General features: G+C 73.4%; 16 protein-coding genes. 15 read left to right on the plus strand and 1 reads right to left on the minus strand.

Annotation, left to right across the window (positions count from 1 at the left end; genetic code table 11):
• Positions 1-335 precede the first annotated feature (335 nt).
• From infB to truB, 7 genes are all read left to right on the plus strand, one after another.
• Complete coding sequence (infB, locus tag E4P41_RS18405; protein WP_245177470.1) at positions 336-2,168, plus strand: translation initiation factor IF-2; 1,833 nt, start codon at positions 336-338, stop codon at positions 2,166-2,168.
• A 90-nt stretch (positions 2,169-2,258) separates the two neighbouring features.
• Positions 2,259-2,552 carry a DUF503 domain-containing protein gene (locus E4P41_RS18410; protein WP_135142705.1) on the plus strand — a complete coding sequence of 98 codons (294 nt, stop codon included), beginning with the start codon at positions 2,259-2,261 and terminating at the stop codon, positions 2,550-2,552.
• Positions 2,553-2,750: 198 nt separating this feature from the next.
• Complete coding sequence (rbfA, locus tag E4P41_RS18415; RefSeq protein WP_135142706.1) at positions 2,751-3,281, plus strand: 30S ribosome-binding factor RbfA; 531 nt, start codon at positions 2,751-2,753, stop codon at positions 3,279-3,281.
• Positions 3,278-3,520 (plus strand): hypothetical protein, encoded by a 243-nt coding sequence (locus E4P41_RS18420; RefSeq protein WP_135142707.1) that lies wholly within the window; start codon positions 3,278-3,280, stop codon positions 3,518-3,520. Before rbfA ends, E4P41_RS18420 begins: the two co-directional genes overlap by 4 nt.
• Before the next feature lie 73 nt (positions 3,521-3,593).
• Entirely contained in the window at positions 3,594-4,601 is a 1,008-nt protein-coding gene (locus E4P41_RS18425) for a bifunctional oligoribonuclease/PAP phosphatase NrnA (RefSeq protein WP_135142708.1), read from the plus strand.
• A 172-nt stretch (positions 4,602-4,773) separates the two neighbouring features.
• Positions 4,774-6,057, plus strand: coding sequence for an MATE family efflux transporter (locus tag E4P41_RS18430; RefSeq protein WP_135142709.1), 1,284 nt, complete (start codon positions 4,774-4,776; stop codon positions 6,055-6,057).
• On the plus strand, positions 6,054-7,025 hold the full coding sequence (gene truB, locus E4P41_RS18435; protein WP_135142710.1) for a tRNA pseudouridine(55) synthase TruB: 972 nt from the start codon (positions 6,054-6,056) through the stop codon (positions 7,023-7,025). Before E4P41_RS18430 ends, truB begins: the two co-directional genes overlap by 4 nt.
• A gap of 90 nt (positions 7,026-7,115) precedes the next feature.
• On the opposite strand, the gene E4P41_RS18440 is transcribed toward truB, so the two are convergent.
• On the minus strand, positions 7,116-7,796 hold the full coding sequence (locus tag E4P41_RS18440; RefSeq protein WP_135142711.1) for an HAD family hydrolase: 681 nt from the start codon (positions 7,794-7,796) through the stop codon (positions 7,116-7,118).
• Positions 7,797-7,877: 81 nt separating this feature from the next.
• On the opposite strand from E4P41_RS18440, the gene E4P41_RS18445 reads away from it, so the two are divergent.
• The 8 genes from E4P41_RS18445 to dapB all read left to right on the plus strand — a co-directional run bounded on the left by E4P41_RS18445 (position 7,878) and on the right by dapB (position 16,068).
• Positions 7,878-8,201, plus strand: coding sequence for an antibiotic biosynthesis monooxygenase (locus E4P41_RS18445; RefSeq protein ID WP_135142712.1), 324 nt, complete (start codon positions 7,878-7,880; stop codon positions 8,199-8,201).
• Between the two features lie 108 nt (positions 8,202-8,309).
• Entirely contained in the window at positions 8,310-9,449 is a 1,140-nt protein-coding gene (locus tag E4P41_RS18450; RefSeq protein WP_209307792.1) for a branched-chain amino acid aminotransferase, read from the plus strand.
• Positions 9,450-9,468: 19 nt separating this feature from the next.
• Positions 9,469-10,443, plus strand: coding sequence for a bifunctional riboflavin kinase/FAD synthetase (locus tag E4P41_RS18455; protein WP_135142713.1), 975 nt, complete (start codon positions 9,469-9,471; stop codon positions 10,441-10,443).
• Positions 10,444-10,678: 235 nt separating this feature from the next.
• Positions 10,679-10,948 carry a 30S ribosomal protein S15 gene (gene rpsO / locus E4P41_RS18460; protein WP_135142714.1) on the plus strand — a complete coding sequence of 90 codons (270 nt, stop codon included), beginning with the start codon at positions 10,679-10,681 and terminating at the stop codon, positions 10,946-10,948.
• A gap of 248 nt (positions 10,949-11,196) precedes the next feature.
• On the plus strand, positions 11,197-13,470 hold the full coding sequence (locus tag E4P41_RS18465) for a polyribonucleotide nucleotidyltransferase (protein WP_135142715.1): 2,274 nt from the start codon (positions 11,197-11,199) through the stop codon (positions 13,468-13,470).
• A gap of 82 nt (positions 13,471-13,552) precedes the next feature.
• Positions 13,553-14,845 (plus strand): pitrilysin family protein, encoded by a 1,293-nt coding sequence (locus E4P41_RS18470; RefSeq protein ID WP_245177471.1) that lies wholly within the window; start codon positions 13,553-13,555, stop codon positions 14,843-14,845.
• Entirely contained in the window at positions 14,845-15,213 is a 369-nt protein-coding gene (locus E4P41_RS18475; RefSeq protein ID WP_135142716.1) for a VanZ family protein, read from the plus strand. The genes E4P41_RS18470 and E4P41_RS18475 overlap by 1 nt, the downstream gene beginning before the upstream one ends.
• Before the next feature lie 48 nt (positions 15,214-15,261).
• A complete protein-coding gene (gene dapB, locus E4P41_RS18480) occupies positions 15,262-16,068 on the plus strand; it encodes a 4-hydroxy-tetrahydrodipicolinate reductase (RefSeq protein WP_135142717.1) in 807 nt (268 codons plus the stop codon).
• Positions 16,069-16,534 lie beyond the last annotated feature (466 nt).

The following is a 16,534-nucleotide window of genomic DNA, read 5'->3' on the forward strand; positions in this document are numbered from 1 at the left end:
CGAACCCGGGCATGATGCCGCCGCGGCCCTCGCCCGGCATGATGCCGCCGCGGCCGGTCGGTGCCGGCCGACCCGGTGGTCCCGGCGGTGCAGGCCGTGGCCGTCCCGGTGGTGGCCCCGGTGGCGGCGGCGGTGGCTTCCGTCCCGGTGGTGGCGGTGGTGGCGCCGGTGCTCCCGCCGGCGGTGGCTTCCGCGGCGGTGGTGGTGGCGGTGGCCGCGGCCGGGGCCGCGGTGGCTCCGGTGCGGGTACCGCGGGTGCCTTCGGCCGTCCCGGCGGGCGTGGCCCGGTCCGCGGGCGCAAGAGCAAGAAGCAGCGGCGTCAGGAGTTCGACTCCATGGCGGCGCCCAGCATGGGCGGCGTCAGCCTGCCGCGCGGCAACGGGCAGACCGTCCGCCTGCCGCGGGGTGCCTCGCTGACCGACCTCGCCGAGAAGATCGGCGCGCAGCCGGCCGCGCTGGTCACCGCCCTGTTCCACCTGGGCGAGATGGTCACCGCGACCCAGTCGGTCAACGACGAGACGCTGCAGCTGCTCGGTGCGGAGATCGACTGGGACATCCAGGTGGTCAGCCCCGAGGACGAGGACCGCGAGCTGCTCGAGACCTTCGACCTCACCTTCGGCGACGAGGGCGACCAGGAGGACTGGGAGGCCCGCCCGCCGGTGGTGACCGTCATGGGTCACGTCGACCACGGGAAGACCAAGCTGCTCGACGCCATCCGCAACACCAACGTGGTGGCGCGGGAGGCCGGCGGCATCACCCAGCACATCGGCGCCTACCAGATCACCTCCGAACTGGAGGGCGAGGACCGACCGATCACCTTCATCGACACCCCGGGTCACGAGTCGTTCACCGCGATGCGTGCCCGCGGCGCCAAGGTGACCGACATCGTCGTCCTGGTCGTCGCGGCCGACGACGGCGTCATGCCGCAGACGGTCGAGGCGCTCAACCACGCCCAGGCCGCGGACGTGCCGATCGTGGTCGCGGTCAACAAGATCGACAAGGAGGGGGCCAACCCCGCCAAGATCCGCCAGCAGCTCACCGAGTACGGGCTGGTGGCCGAGGAGTACGGCGGCGACACGATGTTCGTCGACGTCTCCGCGACCACCCGCCAGGGCATCGACGACCTGCTCGCGGCGATCCTGCTGACCGCCGACGCCTCGCTGGACCTGCGCGCCAACACCGAGCAGGACCCGCAGGGTGTGGTCATCGAGGGCAAGCTGGACAAGGGCCGCGGCCCGGTCGCGACCGTCCTGGTCCAGCGCGGCACGCTGCGGACCGGGGACTCCATCGTGGCCGGCGACGCCTACGGCCGCGTGCGCTCGCTGCTCGACGAGTACGGCAACAAGCTCAAGGAGGCGCTGCCGGCCCGTCCGGTGCAGGTCGTCGGGCTCACGTCGGTGCCGCGGGCGGGTGACACCTTCCTCGTCGTCGAGGAGGACCGGGTGGCCCGGCAGATCGCCGACCGCCGCCAGGCCCGCATCCGCAACGCGCAGAACGCCCAGATGCGCAAGCGGATCAGCCTGGAGGACCTCGACGCGGCGCTCCGGGAGAACCGCCAGCTCAACCTGATCATCAAGGGCGACAACTCGGGCACCGTGGAGGCGCTCGAGGAGGCGCTGATGAAGATCGAGGTGAGCGACGACGTCTCGCTGCGGGTCATCCACCGCGGGGTCGGGTCGATCACCAAGAGCGACATCGACCTGGCGCTGGCCGACGACGTCATCGTCCTGGGCTTCAACGTCCGGGCCGAGGGGCAGGCCACCGAGCTGGCCAACCGCGAGGGCATCGACGTCCGGTACTACTCGGTCATCTACCAGGCGATCGAAGAGATCGAGGCGGCCCTCAAGGGCATGCTCAAGCCGGAGTACGAGGAGGTCGGGCTCGGCACGGCGGAGGTCCGCGAGGTCTTCCGGGTGCCGCGGATCGGCAACGTCGCGGGTTCCATCGTCCGCAGCGGCACGATCACCCGGAACTCCAAGGCCCGGCTGGTCCGTGACGGCGTGGTCGTCGCCGACAACCTCGCCGTCGAGTCACTGCGTCGCTTCAAGGACGACGTGACCGAGGTCCGTGAGGGCTACGAGTGCGGTATCGGTCTCGGATCGTTCAACGACATCAAGGTCGAGGACGTCATCGAGACCTTCGAGATGCGCGAGAAGCCGCGCGAGTAACGGAGGGGCCCCGTCCTCCTCACGCCTCGCACGCTCGGCGTGAGCCTCGGGACGGGGCCGCGTCGCCCAGCAGCAGGACGGGGAGGTTCGGTGTTCACCGGCACGCTGAACGCCGACCTGCTGCTGGGCGACGTCCACTCGCTCAAGGGCAAGCGCGCCGTGGTCCGGCCGATCGTGGCCGAGCTGCGGCGTCGGTATGCCGTGGCCGCCGCCGAGGTCGGCGACCAGGACCTGCACCGCCGCGTGCAGGTCGGGGTGGCCACGGTCGCCGGGGACCCGGGGCAGGTCGCCGACGTCCTCGACGCCTGCGAGCGGTTGCTCGCCGAGCGGCCCGAGGTGACGCTGCTCTCGACGCACCGGCAGCTGTTCAGCGACACCGACTGAGGACCCCCTTGCCCCCCACCGTGGAAGGACCCCGTCCTACCCACCCTTCGCAAGCTCGGGGTGGGACCCGGGACGGGGCCACTCCGTCCGGCCCCCTCCCGAGGCTCGGCCCGAGCCTGCGAGGGCTGAGGAGAAGGGGGCCCGTCAACTGTCCGTCCGGTGCTCCGCCGTCGCGGGGCACCCCTCCGAGGAGGTCCGATGGCCGACCCGGCCCGCGCCCGCAAGCTCGCGGTGCGCATCCGCCAGATCGTCTCCGCCGCGATCGAGACGCAGGTCAAGGACCCGCGACTGGGCATGGTGACCGTCACCGACGCCCGGGTGACCAGCGACCTCCGCGAGGCGACGGTCTTCTACACCGTCTACGGCGACCAGACCCAGGTCGAGGACTCCGCCAAGGCGCTCGCGTCGGCGACCGGCGTGCTGCGCTCCACCGTGGGCCGCCAGACCGGCATCAAGTTCGTGCCCACGCTGACCTTCGTCGCCGACCACGTACCCGACACGGCGCGCGACCTCGACGCCGCACTCGAACGGGTCCGGCACGCCGACGCCGAGCTGGCCCGCATCCGCGCCGGGGCCCAGTACGCGGGGGACGCCGATCCGTACCGCCGTCCGGTCGAGGACGTCGACGAGGACGCGACCGACGAGGACCCTCCCGTCGACACAGCCGACGGTGGGACTGCCGATGACAGTGCCGACGTACCCATCCAGAGCAGGAGCAGCGCCCGGTGAGTGAGAACGACCCCGACCCGAACCTGCCCGACGGGGGGTATGGCCGCTCCGTGCTGGGCGGCCGTCCCGAGCCCGACACCGGGGACCCGACCCAGGGCGGCAAGTACGGCGACATCGGGGACGCGCCCAGCATCACCTCCGACGAACCGGACAACGGCGAGGGCTACCCGGTCGGCGGCGGGCGCGTGACCGAGGAGGGGAACGCGGCGCCGGTCGCCGATCCCGGTCCGGACACGTGACCGAGGTCGCGAGGTTCCGCAGGGACACGGCACGGTTGGGCACGGGACCGACGAGCGCCGGCGAGGAGGGCCCGTGACGATCTCCCTCCCCCGGGGCACCGACCTGACCGACCGCGCCGCGGCCGTCCTCGCCGAGGCGGCTGCGGCCCGGGCCACCGTGGTCCTCGCCGGGCACGTGCAGCCCGACGCCGACGCGCTCGGCAGCACGCTGGCCCTCGCCGAGGGCCTCCGGCGCCGCGGCGCGCGGGTGCTGGCCACCTTTCCCGACCCCTTCACCCTGCCGCCGTCCCTGGGTTGGCTGCCCGGGGCCGAGGGCCTGGTGCCCTCGTCCGCGGTCCCGGCGTCCCCCGGGGTCTTCGTCAGCCTCGACGCTGCCTCGCCGGCCCGGCTGGGCGAGCTGGCCGGGCTGCTGGACGGCGCCGCGACCTCCGTGGTCGTCGACCACCACGCCAGCAACCCCGGCTTCGGCGACGTGCGCGTCGTCGACCCGGCCGCGCCGGCGACCGTCGTGCTCGTCGCCGACCTGCTCGACGGGCTCGGCGTCCCCCTCGACGAGCGGCTGGCCACCTGCCTCTACGCCGGGCTGGCCGCCGACACCGGGTCCTTCCGATTCGGCAACACCCGCCCGGACACCCACGACCTCGCCGCACGCCTGCTGGCCACCGGCATCGACCACGCCATGATCAGCCAGCGCCTCTTCGACACGGCGCCGTTCGGCTGGCTCGGCCTGCTCTCGGTCGTCGCCGGCCGCGCGGTGCTGGAGGCCGACGTCGGTGTCGGGCTGGTGTGGACCTGGTCGAGCACCGCCGAGGCCGCCGAGCACGGCCTGCCCGGGGAGCAGCTGGAGGCGCTGGTCGACGTCGTCCGTTCCACCCAGGAGGCCGACGTCGCCTGCGTGCTCAAAGGGCAGGACGACGGCTCGTGGTCGGTGTCGCTGCGCTCCCGCGGTGCCACCGACGTCGCCCGGGTGGCGATGGCCCTCGGCGGCGGCGGCCACACGCTGGCGGCGGGCTGCACCTCGCACGAGGACCGCGAGGCCACGATGCGCGCCATCCGCCGGGAGTTGAGCGCCGGGGCATGACGCGATGACATCGCGGTCCTCCGGACCGCACCGCGGCCGAGAGCCGTCCCCGGCCGGCGCTGAGCCCGTCCACGGCTCCGCGGCGGTAGAAGGACCCCCTGCCTCCCACCACTCGCAAGCTCGCGGTGGGACCCTGCAGGGGGCCACCGGGCCCCCACACCGCGAACCGTCCGTGCTCGCGCTGGCCGCTCCCGCCCTCGTCGTCCTGGCCGCGGAGCCGCTGTACCTGCTGGTCGACACGGCCGTCGTCGGCAACCTCGGCACCGTCGCCCTGGGCGGGCTCGCCGTCGGCGGTGCGCTCCTGACGTGGGCCGCGGCGCTGCTGAACTTCCTCGCCTACGGCACCACGGCGCGCGCCGCCCGCCGCGCCGGCGCCGGCGACCGGGCGGGCGCGGTCGCCGAGGGCGTCCAGGCCACCTGGCTGGCGCTCGCCCTCGGGCTGCTCGTGCTGACGCTGTTCCAGCTGCTCGCCGGTCCGCTCACCCGGCTGCTCGCCGGTGGGGCCGGCCCGGTCGCCGCGGCGGGAGAGAGCTGGCTGCGCGTGGCCAGCCTGGGCGCGCCGCTGCTGCTCGTCTCGCTGGCCGGCAACGGCTGGCTGCGCGGGGTGCAGGAGCTGCGTCGCCCGATGCACTACGTGCTGGCCGGCAGCCTGGCGAGCCTGGTGCTGTGCCCCCTGCTGGTGTACCCGGCCGGCCTCGGCCTGGTCGGATCCGCGGTCGCCAACGTGGCCGGGCAGGCGCTCTCCGCCGCCCTGTTCGTCCGGGCGCTGCTGCGGGAGGGTGTCCCGTGGCGGCCCCGCCCCGCGGCGGTCCGGTCCCAGCTGGTCATCGGCCGCGACCTGCTGCTGCGGGCCGCTGTGCTCCAGGTGTCCTTCCTCGTGGCGACCGGTGTGGTCGCCCGCGCCGGCACCGCCGAGCTCGGCGCGCACCAGATCGCCATCCAGCTGTTCTTCTTCCTCGCCCTCGTGCTCGACGCCTATGCCATCGCGGCGCAGACCCTCGTCGGGCAGGCCCTCGGCGCCGCCCGGCCCGACGTGGCCCGCGACACCGCCCGACGGGTCACCCTGTGGGGCCTGGGCACGGGGGTGGCCGTCGCCGCCGCGCTGCTGGCGCTGCGCCCGGTCGTGCCGCCGCTGTTCACCGACGACCCCGCGGTGCTCGCGCAGGCGGCCGTCGCCTGGTGGTTCCTCGCCGCGATGCAGCCCCTGGCCGGCGTCGTGTTCGCCCTCGACGGCGTGCTGATGGGCGCCGGCGACGTCGGCTACCTGCGCACGGTGACCATCGGCGCGGCGCTGGTCGGCTTCGTGCCGCTGTCCCTGCTCGCCGTCCCGCTCGGCTGGGGGCTGGTCGGGGTGTGGACCGGCCTCACGCTGTTCATCGCCCTGCGGCTGGTCGCTGTTCTCGTACGGGTGGCGGGGGAGAGGTGGCTCACCGCACCTGACACGGTGACGGCATGAGCCGCCGCCGTCGCGACGCCGACGTCCCGCCGGGCCTCCTGCTGGTCGACAAGCCGGGGGGCATGACCTCGCACGACGTCGTCGCCCGGGCCCGGCGGATCCTGTCGGTCCGCCGGGTCGGCCACGCCGGCACGCTCGACCCGATGGCCACCGGCCTGCTCGTCCTCGGCGTGGGGACGGCGACCCGGCTGCTGGGGTACGTCGGCGGGCACGACAAGACCTACGAGGCGACGGTCCGGCTCGGACAGGCAACGGTCACCGACGACCGCGAGGGCGAGGTCGTGGCCACCGCCTCCGCCGGACACCTGGACGACGCATCCGTCACCGCCGCCCTGATCACGCAGACCGGCCCGCTGCTGCAGGTCCCCTCCTCGGTGAGCGCGGTCAAGGTCGCCGGCCGCCGCTCCTACGACCGGGTGCGCGCCGGCGAGGAGATCGTGCTCGAACCCCGGGCCGTCACCGTCCACCGGCTCGACGTCCACCGCATCGCCCGGCCCACGCCCGACCTGGTGGACGCCGACGTGACGGTCACCTGCACCGCCGGGACGTACGTCCGCGCGATCGCCCGCGACGCCGGCGCCGCGCTCGGCGTCGGCGGACACCTCACCGCGCTGCGCCGCACCGCCTCCGGCCCGTTCACGGTCGCCGAGGCCGCGCCCGTGGAGGACGCCGGAGCGGCCCTGGCCGCCGGCGGGGGAGCGGGCGTGCTCGGGCTGACCGAGGCCGCCCTCGCCGTGTTCCCCTCGCGCGCGCTCACCGCCGGGGAGGCCCGGGCGCTGGGGTACGGGCAGCGGATCCCGGCCACCGGCGCCCCCGGCCTGCACGCCGCCGTCGACGGCGAGGGCCGGCTCGTCGCCCTCGTCGAGGACGCCGACGGAACCGCCCGCGTCGCCGTCGGGTTCCCGCCCGGCCGAGGAAGGACCCCGCGTCCCCCCTTGAAGGACCCCCTTGCCCCCCGCCACTCGTAAGAGGACCCCGTCCTCCTCCCCGCTCGCAGGCTCGCGGCGAGCCTCTGGACGGGGCCGGCGGGACCCGGGCCGGGGCCGAGGAAGCAGGCGTCAGCCGCGGGCGGCCCGCCCGATGAGCGAGTCGTCGAGGTGGACGAGGAGGTCGGCCGGGTCGTCGTAGACCTCGTCGGCGCCGGCCTCCTGCAGCTCGCCCCGCGAGATCCCACCGCAGGTGAGCGCGATGCAAGGCAGTCCGGCGTCCCGCGCCGACCGTACGTCCCAGATCGTGTCCCCGACCGCAACGGTGCGCGCGGTGTCCAGGCCGTGGTCGGCGGCCGTCGTCTCCAGCAGCTCCGGCGCCGGCTTGGCCGACCCGACGTCGGCCGACGTGGTGGCCCCGTCGACGACGTCCTGGGCTCCGATCGCGGGCTGCATCCACTCCAGGTCCGACTCCTGGCCGCTGGTCGCCAGCACCACGGCCAGGCCCCGCTCCCGGCACGCGCCGAGCAGCTCGGCGGTTCGCGGGAAGGCGACCACCTGGTCGCGGAGCGCCTCGTACCGCTTGCTGTGCGCCTCGACGATGTCGTCGACGTCGGGGACGTCGTCCCCGAGGAGGTGGCTCACCAGCTCGGCGCTGGCGATGCCGATCGCTCGATGGCAGTCCGCCATCGAGATCTCGGTGTGGCCGGTGTCCCGGAAGGCCTGCCACCAGGCCAGGACGTGCAGGTAGTTGGTGTCCAGCAGGGTGCCGTCGACGTCGAAGATCACGCCGGGCCGCGGGGCCGGGGTCATCGGGACATCCTCGCCCGGGGCGCTCCGGGCCGCAGGGCACCGGTGGGATTGACCGGGTCCCCTGCCGGGAAGGGGGCAGCCATGAGCGTCGTCAAGATCAACGCGATCACCGTGCCCAAGGACAAGCAGGAGCGCTTCGAGGAGCGCTTCAAGGGCCGCGGCGGTGCGGTCGAGAAGTCCGCGGGCTTCGAGTGGTTCGAGCTGCTGCGCCCGCTGGAGGGCACCGACCAGTACCTGGTCTACACCCGCTGGGAGAGCGAGGAGGCCTACCGGGCGTGGGAGTCCGGGCAGGACTTCGCCCGCGCCCACGAAGGCGGCGGGTCCGACCTGGCGCCGGCGGCCAGCAACTCCTCGCACCTGTGGTCCTACGAGGTGATCGAGAGCGCGGCGCCCGACCGTCAGTGACACCCGCAGCGGTCGTCGCCGGTCCCGGCGACCGCGGAGCTAGGGTGAGCGGGCGGTCCGGCAGCCGCCGGGCCGCCCTCGGATCCGCGCACGCCGCAGGTGGGAGCCATGACCGACACGCTCGCCGACAGCCGTACCTCGTCCCGGATGTTCACCGAGGGCGTGCCGGTGGTCGTGGAGGACGTGCCGCGTCGTCCTGAGGCCGAGCGCAGCGCACTGCTCGCCGACCCCGGCTTCGGCCGGTACTTCACCGACTCGATGTTCGTGGCGCGCTACCGCGCCGGTGAGGGTTGGTACGACGCCCGGTTGACCTCGTACGCGCCGCTGCAGGTCGACCCGGCAACCGCCGCACTGCACTACGCCCAGTCGATCTTCGAGGGGCTCAAGGCCTACGCCCAGCCCGACGGCAGCGTGGCCACCTTCCGGCCCGAGGCCAACGCGGCCCGCTTCGTCCGCGGCGCCAAGCGGCTGGCCATGCCCCCGGTGCCGGAGGAGGCATTCCTCGCCGCCGTCGACACCCTGGTCGAGGCCGACCGCGGCTGGGTGCCCACCGGCCCCGACCAGACCCTGTACCTGCGGCCCTACCAGCTGGCGACCGAGCCCTTCCTCGGCGTCCGCCCGGCGCACGAGTACCTGTTCCTGGTCATCGCCAGCCCGGCCGGCGCCTACTTCCCGCGCGGCGTGCACCCGGTGTCGGTCTACCTCTCCGAGGACTACATCCGCGCTGCGCCCGGCGGTACCGGCGACGTGAAGTGCGCCGGCAACTACGCCGCCAGTCTGCTGGCCCAGGAGCAGGCGATCGACGCCGGCTGCGACCAGGTCGTCTGGCTCGACGCGGTGGAGAAGCGCTACGTCGAGGAGATGGGCGGGATGAACCTGTTCTTCGTCCTCGGCTCCGGGGACGACGCGGAGCTGGTCACCCCCGAGCTCACCGGCACGCTGCTGCCGGGCATCACCCGCGACTCGCTGATCACGGTGGCCCGCGAGATGGGCCACCGCGTCACCGAGCGGAAGGTCAGCGTGGAGGAGTGGCGGTCCGGCGTGGCCGACGGCACGGTCACCGAGACCTTCGCCTGCGGCACCGCGGCGGTCATCACCCCGGTCGGCGAGGTCAAGGCGCGCACCGGGGACTTCACCGTGGGCGACGGCGAGCCCGGCCCGGTCACGATGACGTTGCGCGGGCACCTGCTCGACGTCCAGCACGGCCGGGTGCCCGACACCCACGGCTGGCTGCACCGGATCGCCTGAGCGGTCCGGGCTCGTCGACGTGCGCCGCTGGCGGGGGCTGGACGCGACCCCCGGGGACCTGGGCCGCACGGTGGTCACCGTCGGCATGTACGACGGCGTCCACCGCGGGCACCAGGAGTTGATCGGCACGGCCGTGGCGCGGGCCCGTGCGCTGGACCGGCCGTGCCTGCTGCTCACCTTCGACCCGCACCCGTCCGAGGTGGTGCGCCCGGGCTCGCACCCGGCGATCCTCACCTCGCTGGACCGGAAGGCCGAGCTGGTCGCCGGGCTCGGTGTGGACGAGATGTGCGTGCTGCCGTTCACCCCCGAGTTCATGCGGCTGTCGCCCGAGACCTTCACCCACACCGTGCTGGTCGAGCACCTGCACGCCGCCTCGGTGGTCGTGGGGGAGAACTTCACCTACGGCCACCGGGCGGCGGGCACGGTCACGACGCTGGCCCAGGAGGGCCGCCGGTTCGGCTTCACCGTGGACCCGGTGCCGCTCGCGGGCGAGTCGTCGGCGGACGGCGAGATCACCATCTCTTCCACGTACGTCCGGGCCTGCGTGGCCGCCGGTGACATGGTCTCCGCCGCCCGGGCGCTCGGCCGGCCGCACCGCATCGAGGGCGTGGTGGTCCGCGGGGACCGGCGCGGCCGCGAGCTGGGCTACCCGACGGCGAACGTGGAGTCCCCGTCGTTCACCGCGATCCCGGCAGACGGCGTCTACGCCGGCGGGCTCGTCATCCTCGACCCGCGCACCGGCGCCAGCGTGCGCACCTCGCCGGCGGCGATCTCGGTCGGCACCAACCCGACGTTCCAGGGCAGCCGGCGCACGGTCGAGGCGTACCTGCTGGACTTCGACGGCGACCTCTACGGCGAGCACGTCGGGGTGGAGTTCGTCCAGCGGCTGCGGCCGATGGCCGCCTTCACCGGCGTCGACGAGCTGGTCGCGGCCATGGGCCGCGACGTCGCCGACACCCGCCGCATCATGGGAACGAGCCCGCAACCGTCGTGACGACGGCCGGGGACAGGCGCGGTCCAGCGCGCCGGTCGGGGACGACACTCGGCCGGGGTGGACACGGCGCGGGGGCCGGATGCCTCCCGCCGAGGACACGGGCAGCGGCTGAGCGGCGGCAGGGGACGACAGCGTGACTGGTAGTCTGACCGACGGTCGGTCGACCCGGCCTGTGTGCAGCCTGCCCCCGTGACAGAGACCGGGGGCCACACGTGACCTGCCCCGGAGGCGATCCATGGCGCTCGACAGCGCGACGAAGCAGCAGATCATGACCGAGTACGCGACGGTCGAGAAGGACACCGGCTCGCCCGAGGTGCAGGTCGCCATGCTGACCCGCCGGATCAGCGACCTGACCGAGCACCTCAAGCATCACAAGCACGACCACCACAGCCGGCGGGGCCTGCTCCTGCTGGTCGGTCGTCGTCGCCGGCTGCTGAACTACCTGGCCAGGACCGACATCAACCGGTACCGGTCGCTCATCGAGCGGCTCGGCCTGCGCCGGTGAGACCAGAGGGGGCCGTCCCGGCCGGGACGGTCCCCTCTCTCGTGCGGCGCCCGCCGCACGAGTTCCCCCGGGCCTCCCGCCTGAGCCCCGACACTGGTCGGTCCTCGGTAGTGGCCTCCGGGCATGCCCCTCCGCGGGGAGGGGAACGACTCCCGTGGGCTTCGATCGAAGACCGGTCACCCGGGCGCAGTTCGGCGCAGGGCGCCACCAAGAGGACGTCGCCGCATGCGACGTAGGAAGAGGACACCGTGTCCGCACCCACCACGCAGAACACCAGCACCGCCGCGGAGTTCGACCCCGAGGACGGGGTCACCACCGCCACCGCGGTCATCGACAACGGCAGCTACGGCAGCCGCAGCATCACCTTCGAGACCGGCCGGCTGGCCAGGCAGGCCGCCGGGTCCGTCGTCGTCAGCATGGGCGACACCATGCTCCTGTCGGCCACCACGGCCGGCCGCCAGCCCAAGGAGCACTTCGACTTCTTCCCGTTGACGGTCGACGTCGAGGAGCGCATGTACGCCGCCGGGCGCATCCCCGGCTCGTTCTTCCGCCGCGAGGGCCGGCCCTCCGAGGACGCGATCCTCACCTGCCGGCTCATCGACCGCCCGCTGCGCCCGACCTTCGCCAAGGGGCTGCGCAACGAGGTGCAGGTGGTCATCACCGTCCTGGCGCTGGACCCCGACCACCTCTACGACGTGCTGGCCATCAACGGCGCCTCGGCGTCGACCCAGCTGTCGGGCCTGCCGTTCTCCGGCCCGGTCGGCGGCACGCGCGTCGCGCTGGTCAACGGCCAGTGGGTGGGTTTCCCGACCCACGCCGAGCTGGAGGATGCCGTCTTCGACATGGTCGTGGCCGGCCGGGTGCTCCCGGACGGCGACGTCGCGATCATGATGGTCGAGGCCGAGGCCACCGAGAAGACGATCCAGCTGGTCGGCGGCGGTGCCCCCGCCCCGACCGAGGAGGTCGTCGCCCAGGGCCTCGAGGCCGCGAAGCCGTTCATCAAGGCGCTGTGCCAGGCCCAGTCGGCGCTGGCCGAGAAGGCCGCCAAGCCGGTCGCCGAGTTCCCGCGCTTCCTCGACTACTCCGACGACGTCTACGCCGCCGTCGAGGCACAGGCCGCCTCCCGGCTGGCCGAGGTGCAGGCCATCGCCGGGAAGCAGGAGCGGGAGGCCGCCACCGACGAGCTGAAGGAGGCCGTCAAGGCGCAGCTCGCCGGCCAGTTCGAGGGCCGCGAGAAGGAGGTCTCCGCCGCCTTCCGCGCGGTGACCAAGAAGGTCGTCCGGCAGCGCATCCTGCGCGACAAGGTCCGCATCGACGGGCGCGGCGTCACCGACATCCGGCCGCTCTCGGCCGAGGTCGAGGTCGTCCCGCGGGTGCACGGCTCAGCGCTGTTCGAGCGCGGCGAGACCCAGATCCTGGGCATCACCACGCTGAACATGCTCCGCATGGAGCAGCAGCTGGACACGCTGTCGCCGGACAACCGCAAGCGGTACATGCACAACTACAACTTCCCGCCGTACTCCACCGGTGAGACCGGTCGCGTCGGCTCGCCCAAGCGTCGGGAGATCGGTCACGGCGCGCTCGCCGAGCGGGCGCTGCTCCCGGTGCTGCCCGACCGCGAGGAGTTCCCCTACGCGATCCGACAGGTGTCGGAGGCGCTGGGCTCCAACGGCTCGACGTCCATGGGCTCGGTCTGTGCCTCGACGCTGGCCCTGCTCAACGCCGGCGTCCCGTTGCGTGCCCCGGTCGCCGGGATCGCCATGGGCCTGGTCTCCGACGAGGTCGACGGGAAGACCGAGTACGTCGCGTTGACCGACATCCTCGGCGCCGAGGACGCCTTCGGTGACATGGACTTCAAGGTCGCCGGCACCCGTGACTTCGTCACGGCCCTCCAGCTGGACACCAAGCTCGACGGCATCCCCTCCGACGTCCTGGCCCAGGCGCTGACCCAGGCCCGCGCGGCCCGGCTGCACATCCTCGACGTGATGAACGAGGCCATCGACGGCCCCGACGAGATGAGTCCGTACGCGCCGCGGGTCACCACGGTGCGCATCCCGGTCGACAAGATCGGCGCGGTCATCGGCCCCAAGGGTCAGATGATCAACTCGATTCAGGACGAGACCGGTGCCGACATCACCATCGAGGACGACGGCACGATCTACGTCGGCGCCTCCGACGGCCCCTCGGCCCAGGCGGCGGTGGACCGGATCAACGCCATCGCCAACCCGCAGATGCCGAAGGTCGGCGAGCGCTTCCTCGGCACGGTCGTGAAGACCACGCCGTTCGGTGCCTTCGTCTCCCTGCTGCCGGGCAAGGACGGCTTGGTGCACATCAGCAAGCTGGGTGGCGGCAAGCGGATCGGCAAGGTCGAGGACGTCGTCAACGTGGGCGACAAGCTGCAGGTCGAGATCACCGACATCGACGCCCGCGGCAAGATCAGCCTCGTGCCGGTCGCGGCCGAAGGCGACGCGTCCTCGGACGCCGCGCCGGCCGAGGTGGACCCCGCACCCGCGGAGGCCTGACACGTCTGCTGAACGGGTTCTGACCGGGGCCGGGACGGGTGCAGGGGCGCCCGGCCCGGCCCCGGCTGGTGTGGGAGAGACGGTGGTCCTGGACGTCGACGAGGTCGGCGGCCGGGTGGAGCGGACGGAGCTGCCCGGCGGTCTGCGCGTCCTGACCGAGACGATGCCCGGGGTGCTCTCCGCGACCGTGGGTATCTGGGTCGGCGTCGGCTCGCGGGACGAGACGGACGCCGTGGCCGGTTCCTCGCACTTCCTGGAGCATCTGCTCTTCAAGGGGACCGGCAGCCGAAGCGCGCTGGAGATCGCCACGGCCATGGACGCCGTCGGCGGTGAGATGAACGCCTTCACCGCCAAGGAGCACACCTGCTACTACGCGAACGTGCTCGCCAGTGACCTGCCGCTGGCCGTGACCCTGCTCGGCGACCTCGTCACCGACGCGCTCAACACGGCCGCGGACCTGGAGAGCGAGCGGACGGTGGTGCTCGAGGAGATCGCCATGCGCGACGACGAGCCCTCCGACGCCGTGCACGACCTCTTCGCCGAGACGCTGTTCGGCGGCACCGCGCTGGGTCGGTCGGTGCTGGGCAGCGTCGAGTCGATCGAGGCGCTGACGCGGGACGACGTCGACGGGTGGTACCGCCGGCGCTACACCATCCCTTCGATCGTGGTCACCGCCGCCGGCCGGGTGGAGCACCGGCAGGTGATGGATCTGGTGACCGCCGCCTTCGGGTCGCGGCTGTCCGGGTCGGCGCGGCCGGCAGCGTTGCGGCAGGGTGAGGCGGAGGCGCCGACGACCCCGACGCGCCCGACCGGCCTGATCCGGCGGCGCACCGAGCAGACCCACCTGCTGCTCGGCTCGGTCGGCCTCGGGCGGCTCGACGAGCGGCGCTACGCGGCGGCGGTCATGGAGACCGCGGTCGGCGGAGGGATGAGCTCGCGCCTGTTCCAGGAGATCCGCGAGAAGCGCGGGCTGGTCTACAGCGTGGGCTCGGCGCTGTCGCACTACGCCGGCACCGGATCGTTCTCCGTCTACGCGGGGTGCTCGCCCAAGCGGGTGCCCGAGGTGCTGCGGCTGGTGCGGGAGGAGCTCGCCCGCGTGGCTGCGGAGGGGCTCACCGCCGAGGAGGTCGCCCGCGGTCGTGGCCAGCTCAAGGGCGGACTGGTTCTCGGCCTGGAGGACACCGGCTCCCGGATGAGCCGGCTGGGCAAGAGCGAGCTCTCCTACGGGGAGTACCTGCCGGTGCGCGAGGTGCTGGACCGGCTGGACGGCGTCCACGAGGACCAGGTCCGTGCGGTCGCCGCCGACCTGCTCACCCGCCCGACCTGCCTTGCCGTGGTCGGTCCCTACCGGGAGTCGGAGCTCGACCGCCTCTGATGCGCCGCACCCACCCCTCCCTCGCCGTCCACGGTGCGCTGTCGCGTGGCGTGTTCGCCGTGGCCGTCCTGGTGTCGCTCGCGGTGCTGTTCGCTCCTGCCGACGACGTCCCGTCGTCCCCGCCGGGGGTGGACAAGCTGGTGCACCTGCTGCTGTTCGCCGCCCTCGCGGCGAGCGGTCGGTGGGCCGGCTTCCGTGCCGGCGTCCTCGGCGTGCTGCTGGTGCTCTACGCCGCGGGCAGCGAGGTCGTCCAGGGCCTCTCCGCGCTGGAGCGCTCCGCCTCGGTGGCCGACTGGCTGGCGGACGTGGCCGGCGTGCTGGCCGGCCTGCTGCTGTGGGCCCTGCTGTCCCGCGGCGCGCGTGGTTGACCGCGGGGCCGTCTTGCATCCGGCGCGCGCGGCGGGAAACCTGACCGCGTGACCACCAGCACCCCGGCCTCCGACCAGCACGGATCGACCGCACCCGTGGGTGAGGCGCCGCTCGTCCCCGTCGGTGTGCTGGGGGCCCGTGGGCGGATGGGCACCGAGGTGGTCAGGGCGGTGAACGCCGCGGACGACCTCGAGCTGGTGGCCATGGTCGACGCGGGGGACTGGCTGTTCGACGTGGCCAACGCCGGTGCCCAGGTGGTCGTCGACTTCACCAGGCCGGACGTCGTCATGGACAACATCCGGTTCTGCATCGACAACAACATCCATTGCGTGGTCGGCACGACCGGTTTCGACGAGGAGAAGCTCGCCACCGTCGCGGAGTGGCTCGAGCCCAAGCCCGATGTCGGCGTCGTCATCGCTCCCAACTTCGGCATCGGCGCCGTGCTGCTCATGAGGTTCGCGCAGGAGGCGGCGCGCTTCTTCCCGTCCACGGAGATCGTCGAGCTGCACCACCCCAACAAGGTGGACGCTCCGTCCGGCACGGCGGTCCGGACCGCGCGGCTGGTCGCCGCCGCCCGCCGGGCGGCCGGTCTGCCGGCCTCGCCCGACGCGACCACGGACTCCCTTCCCGGTGCGCGGGGTACCGACGTCGAGGGGGTGCCGGTGCACGCCGTCCGGCTCACCGGCCTGGTCGCGCACCAGGAGGTGCTCATGGGAGCGGCGGGGGAGACCCTGACCCTGCGCCACGACTCCTTCGACCGCGCCTCCTTCATGCCCGGGGTCCTCCTCGCCGTCCGTGAGATCGGCCGGCACCCCGGCCTCACCGTCGGGATCGAGAACTTCCTCGGCCTCTGATGAAGGACCCCGCTGCCCCCCGCCGCTCGGGGAAGGACCCCGTCCTCCCCCACCCCTCGCAGGCTCGGCGGGGTCCCGGGACGGGGCCCGCGGGGCCCTGCGGAGGACCGCCCGTCCTCCCCACCCCCGCCGGCCCAGGACGGAGCCCGGGACGGGGCCACCTGTGACGGGGGACGCCTTCCCCGACTTGCGGCCGGTCCCCGGAGGTCGTGTATGGTTCTCTACGCGCCGGACAGGTCCGGGAGGGCTGCGGAGGGCACCCCCGGGTGCAGGACTCCGAGAGCGGCGTACAGTAGGAGAAGCTGCCAGGAACGAAGCCCGCGAGGGCCGAGTTGCTGTGCGTCCGCTCCTTGAGAACTCAACAGCGTGCCGAAAGTCAGTGCCAAGTATCGAACCCCTTTTTTGTGGGTTTCTTTGGGTTGATGGATGTCGAGAGTGCTAGTTCTCGGTTCTTCAGGTCAGGGGT

The organism is Geodermatophilus sp. DF01-2 (assembly GCF_004571065.1).
Classification (GTDB): Bacteria; Actinomycetota; Actinomycetes; order Mycobacteriales; family Geodermatophilaceae; genus Geodermatophilus.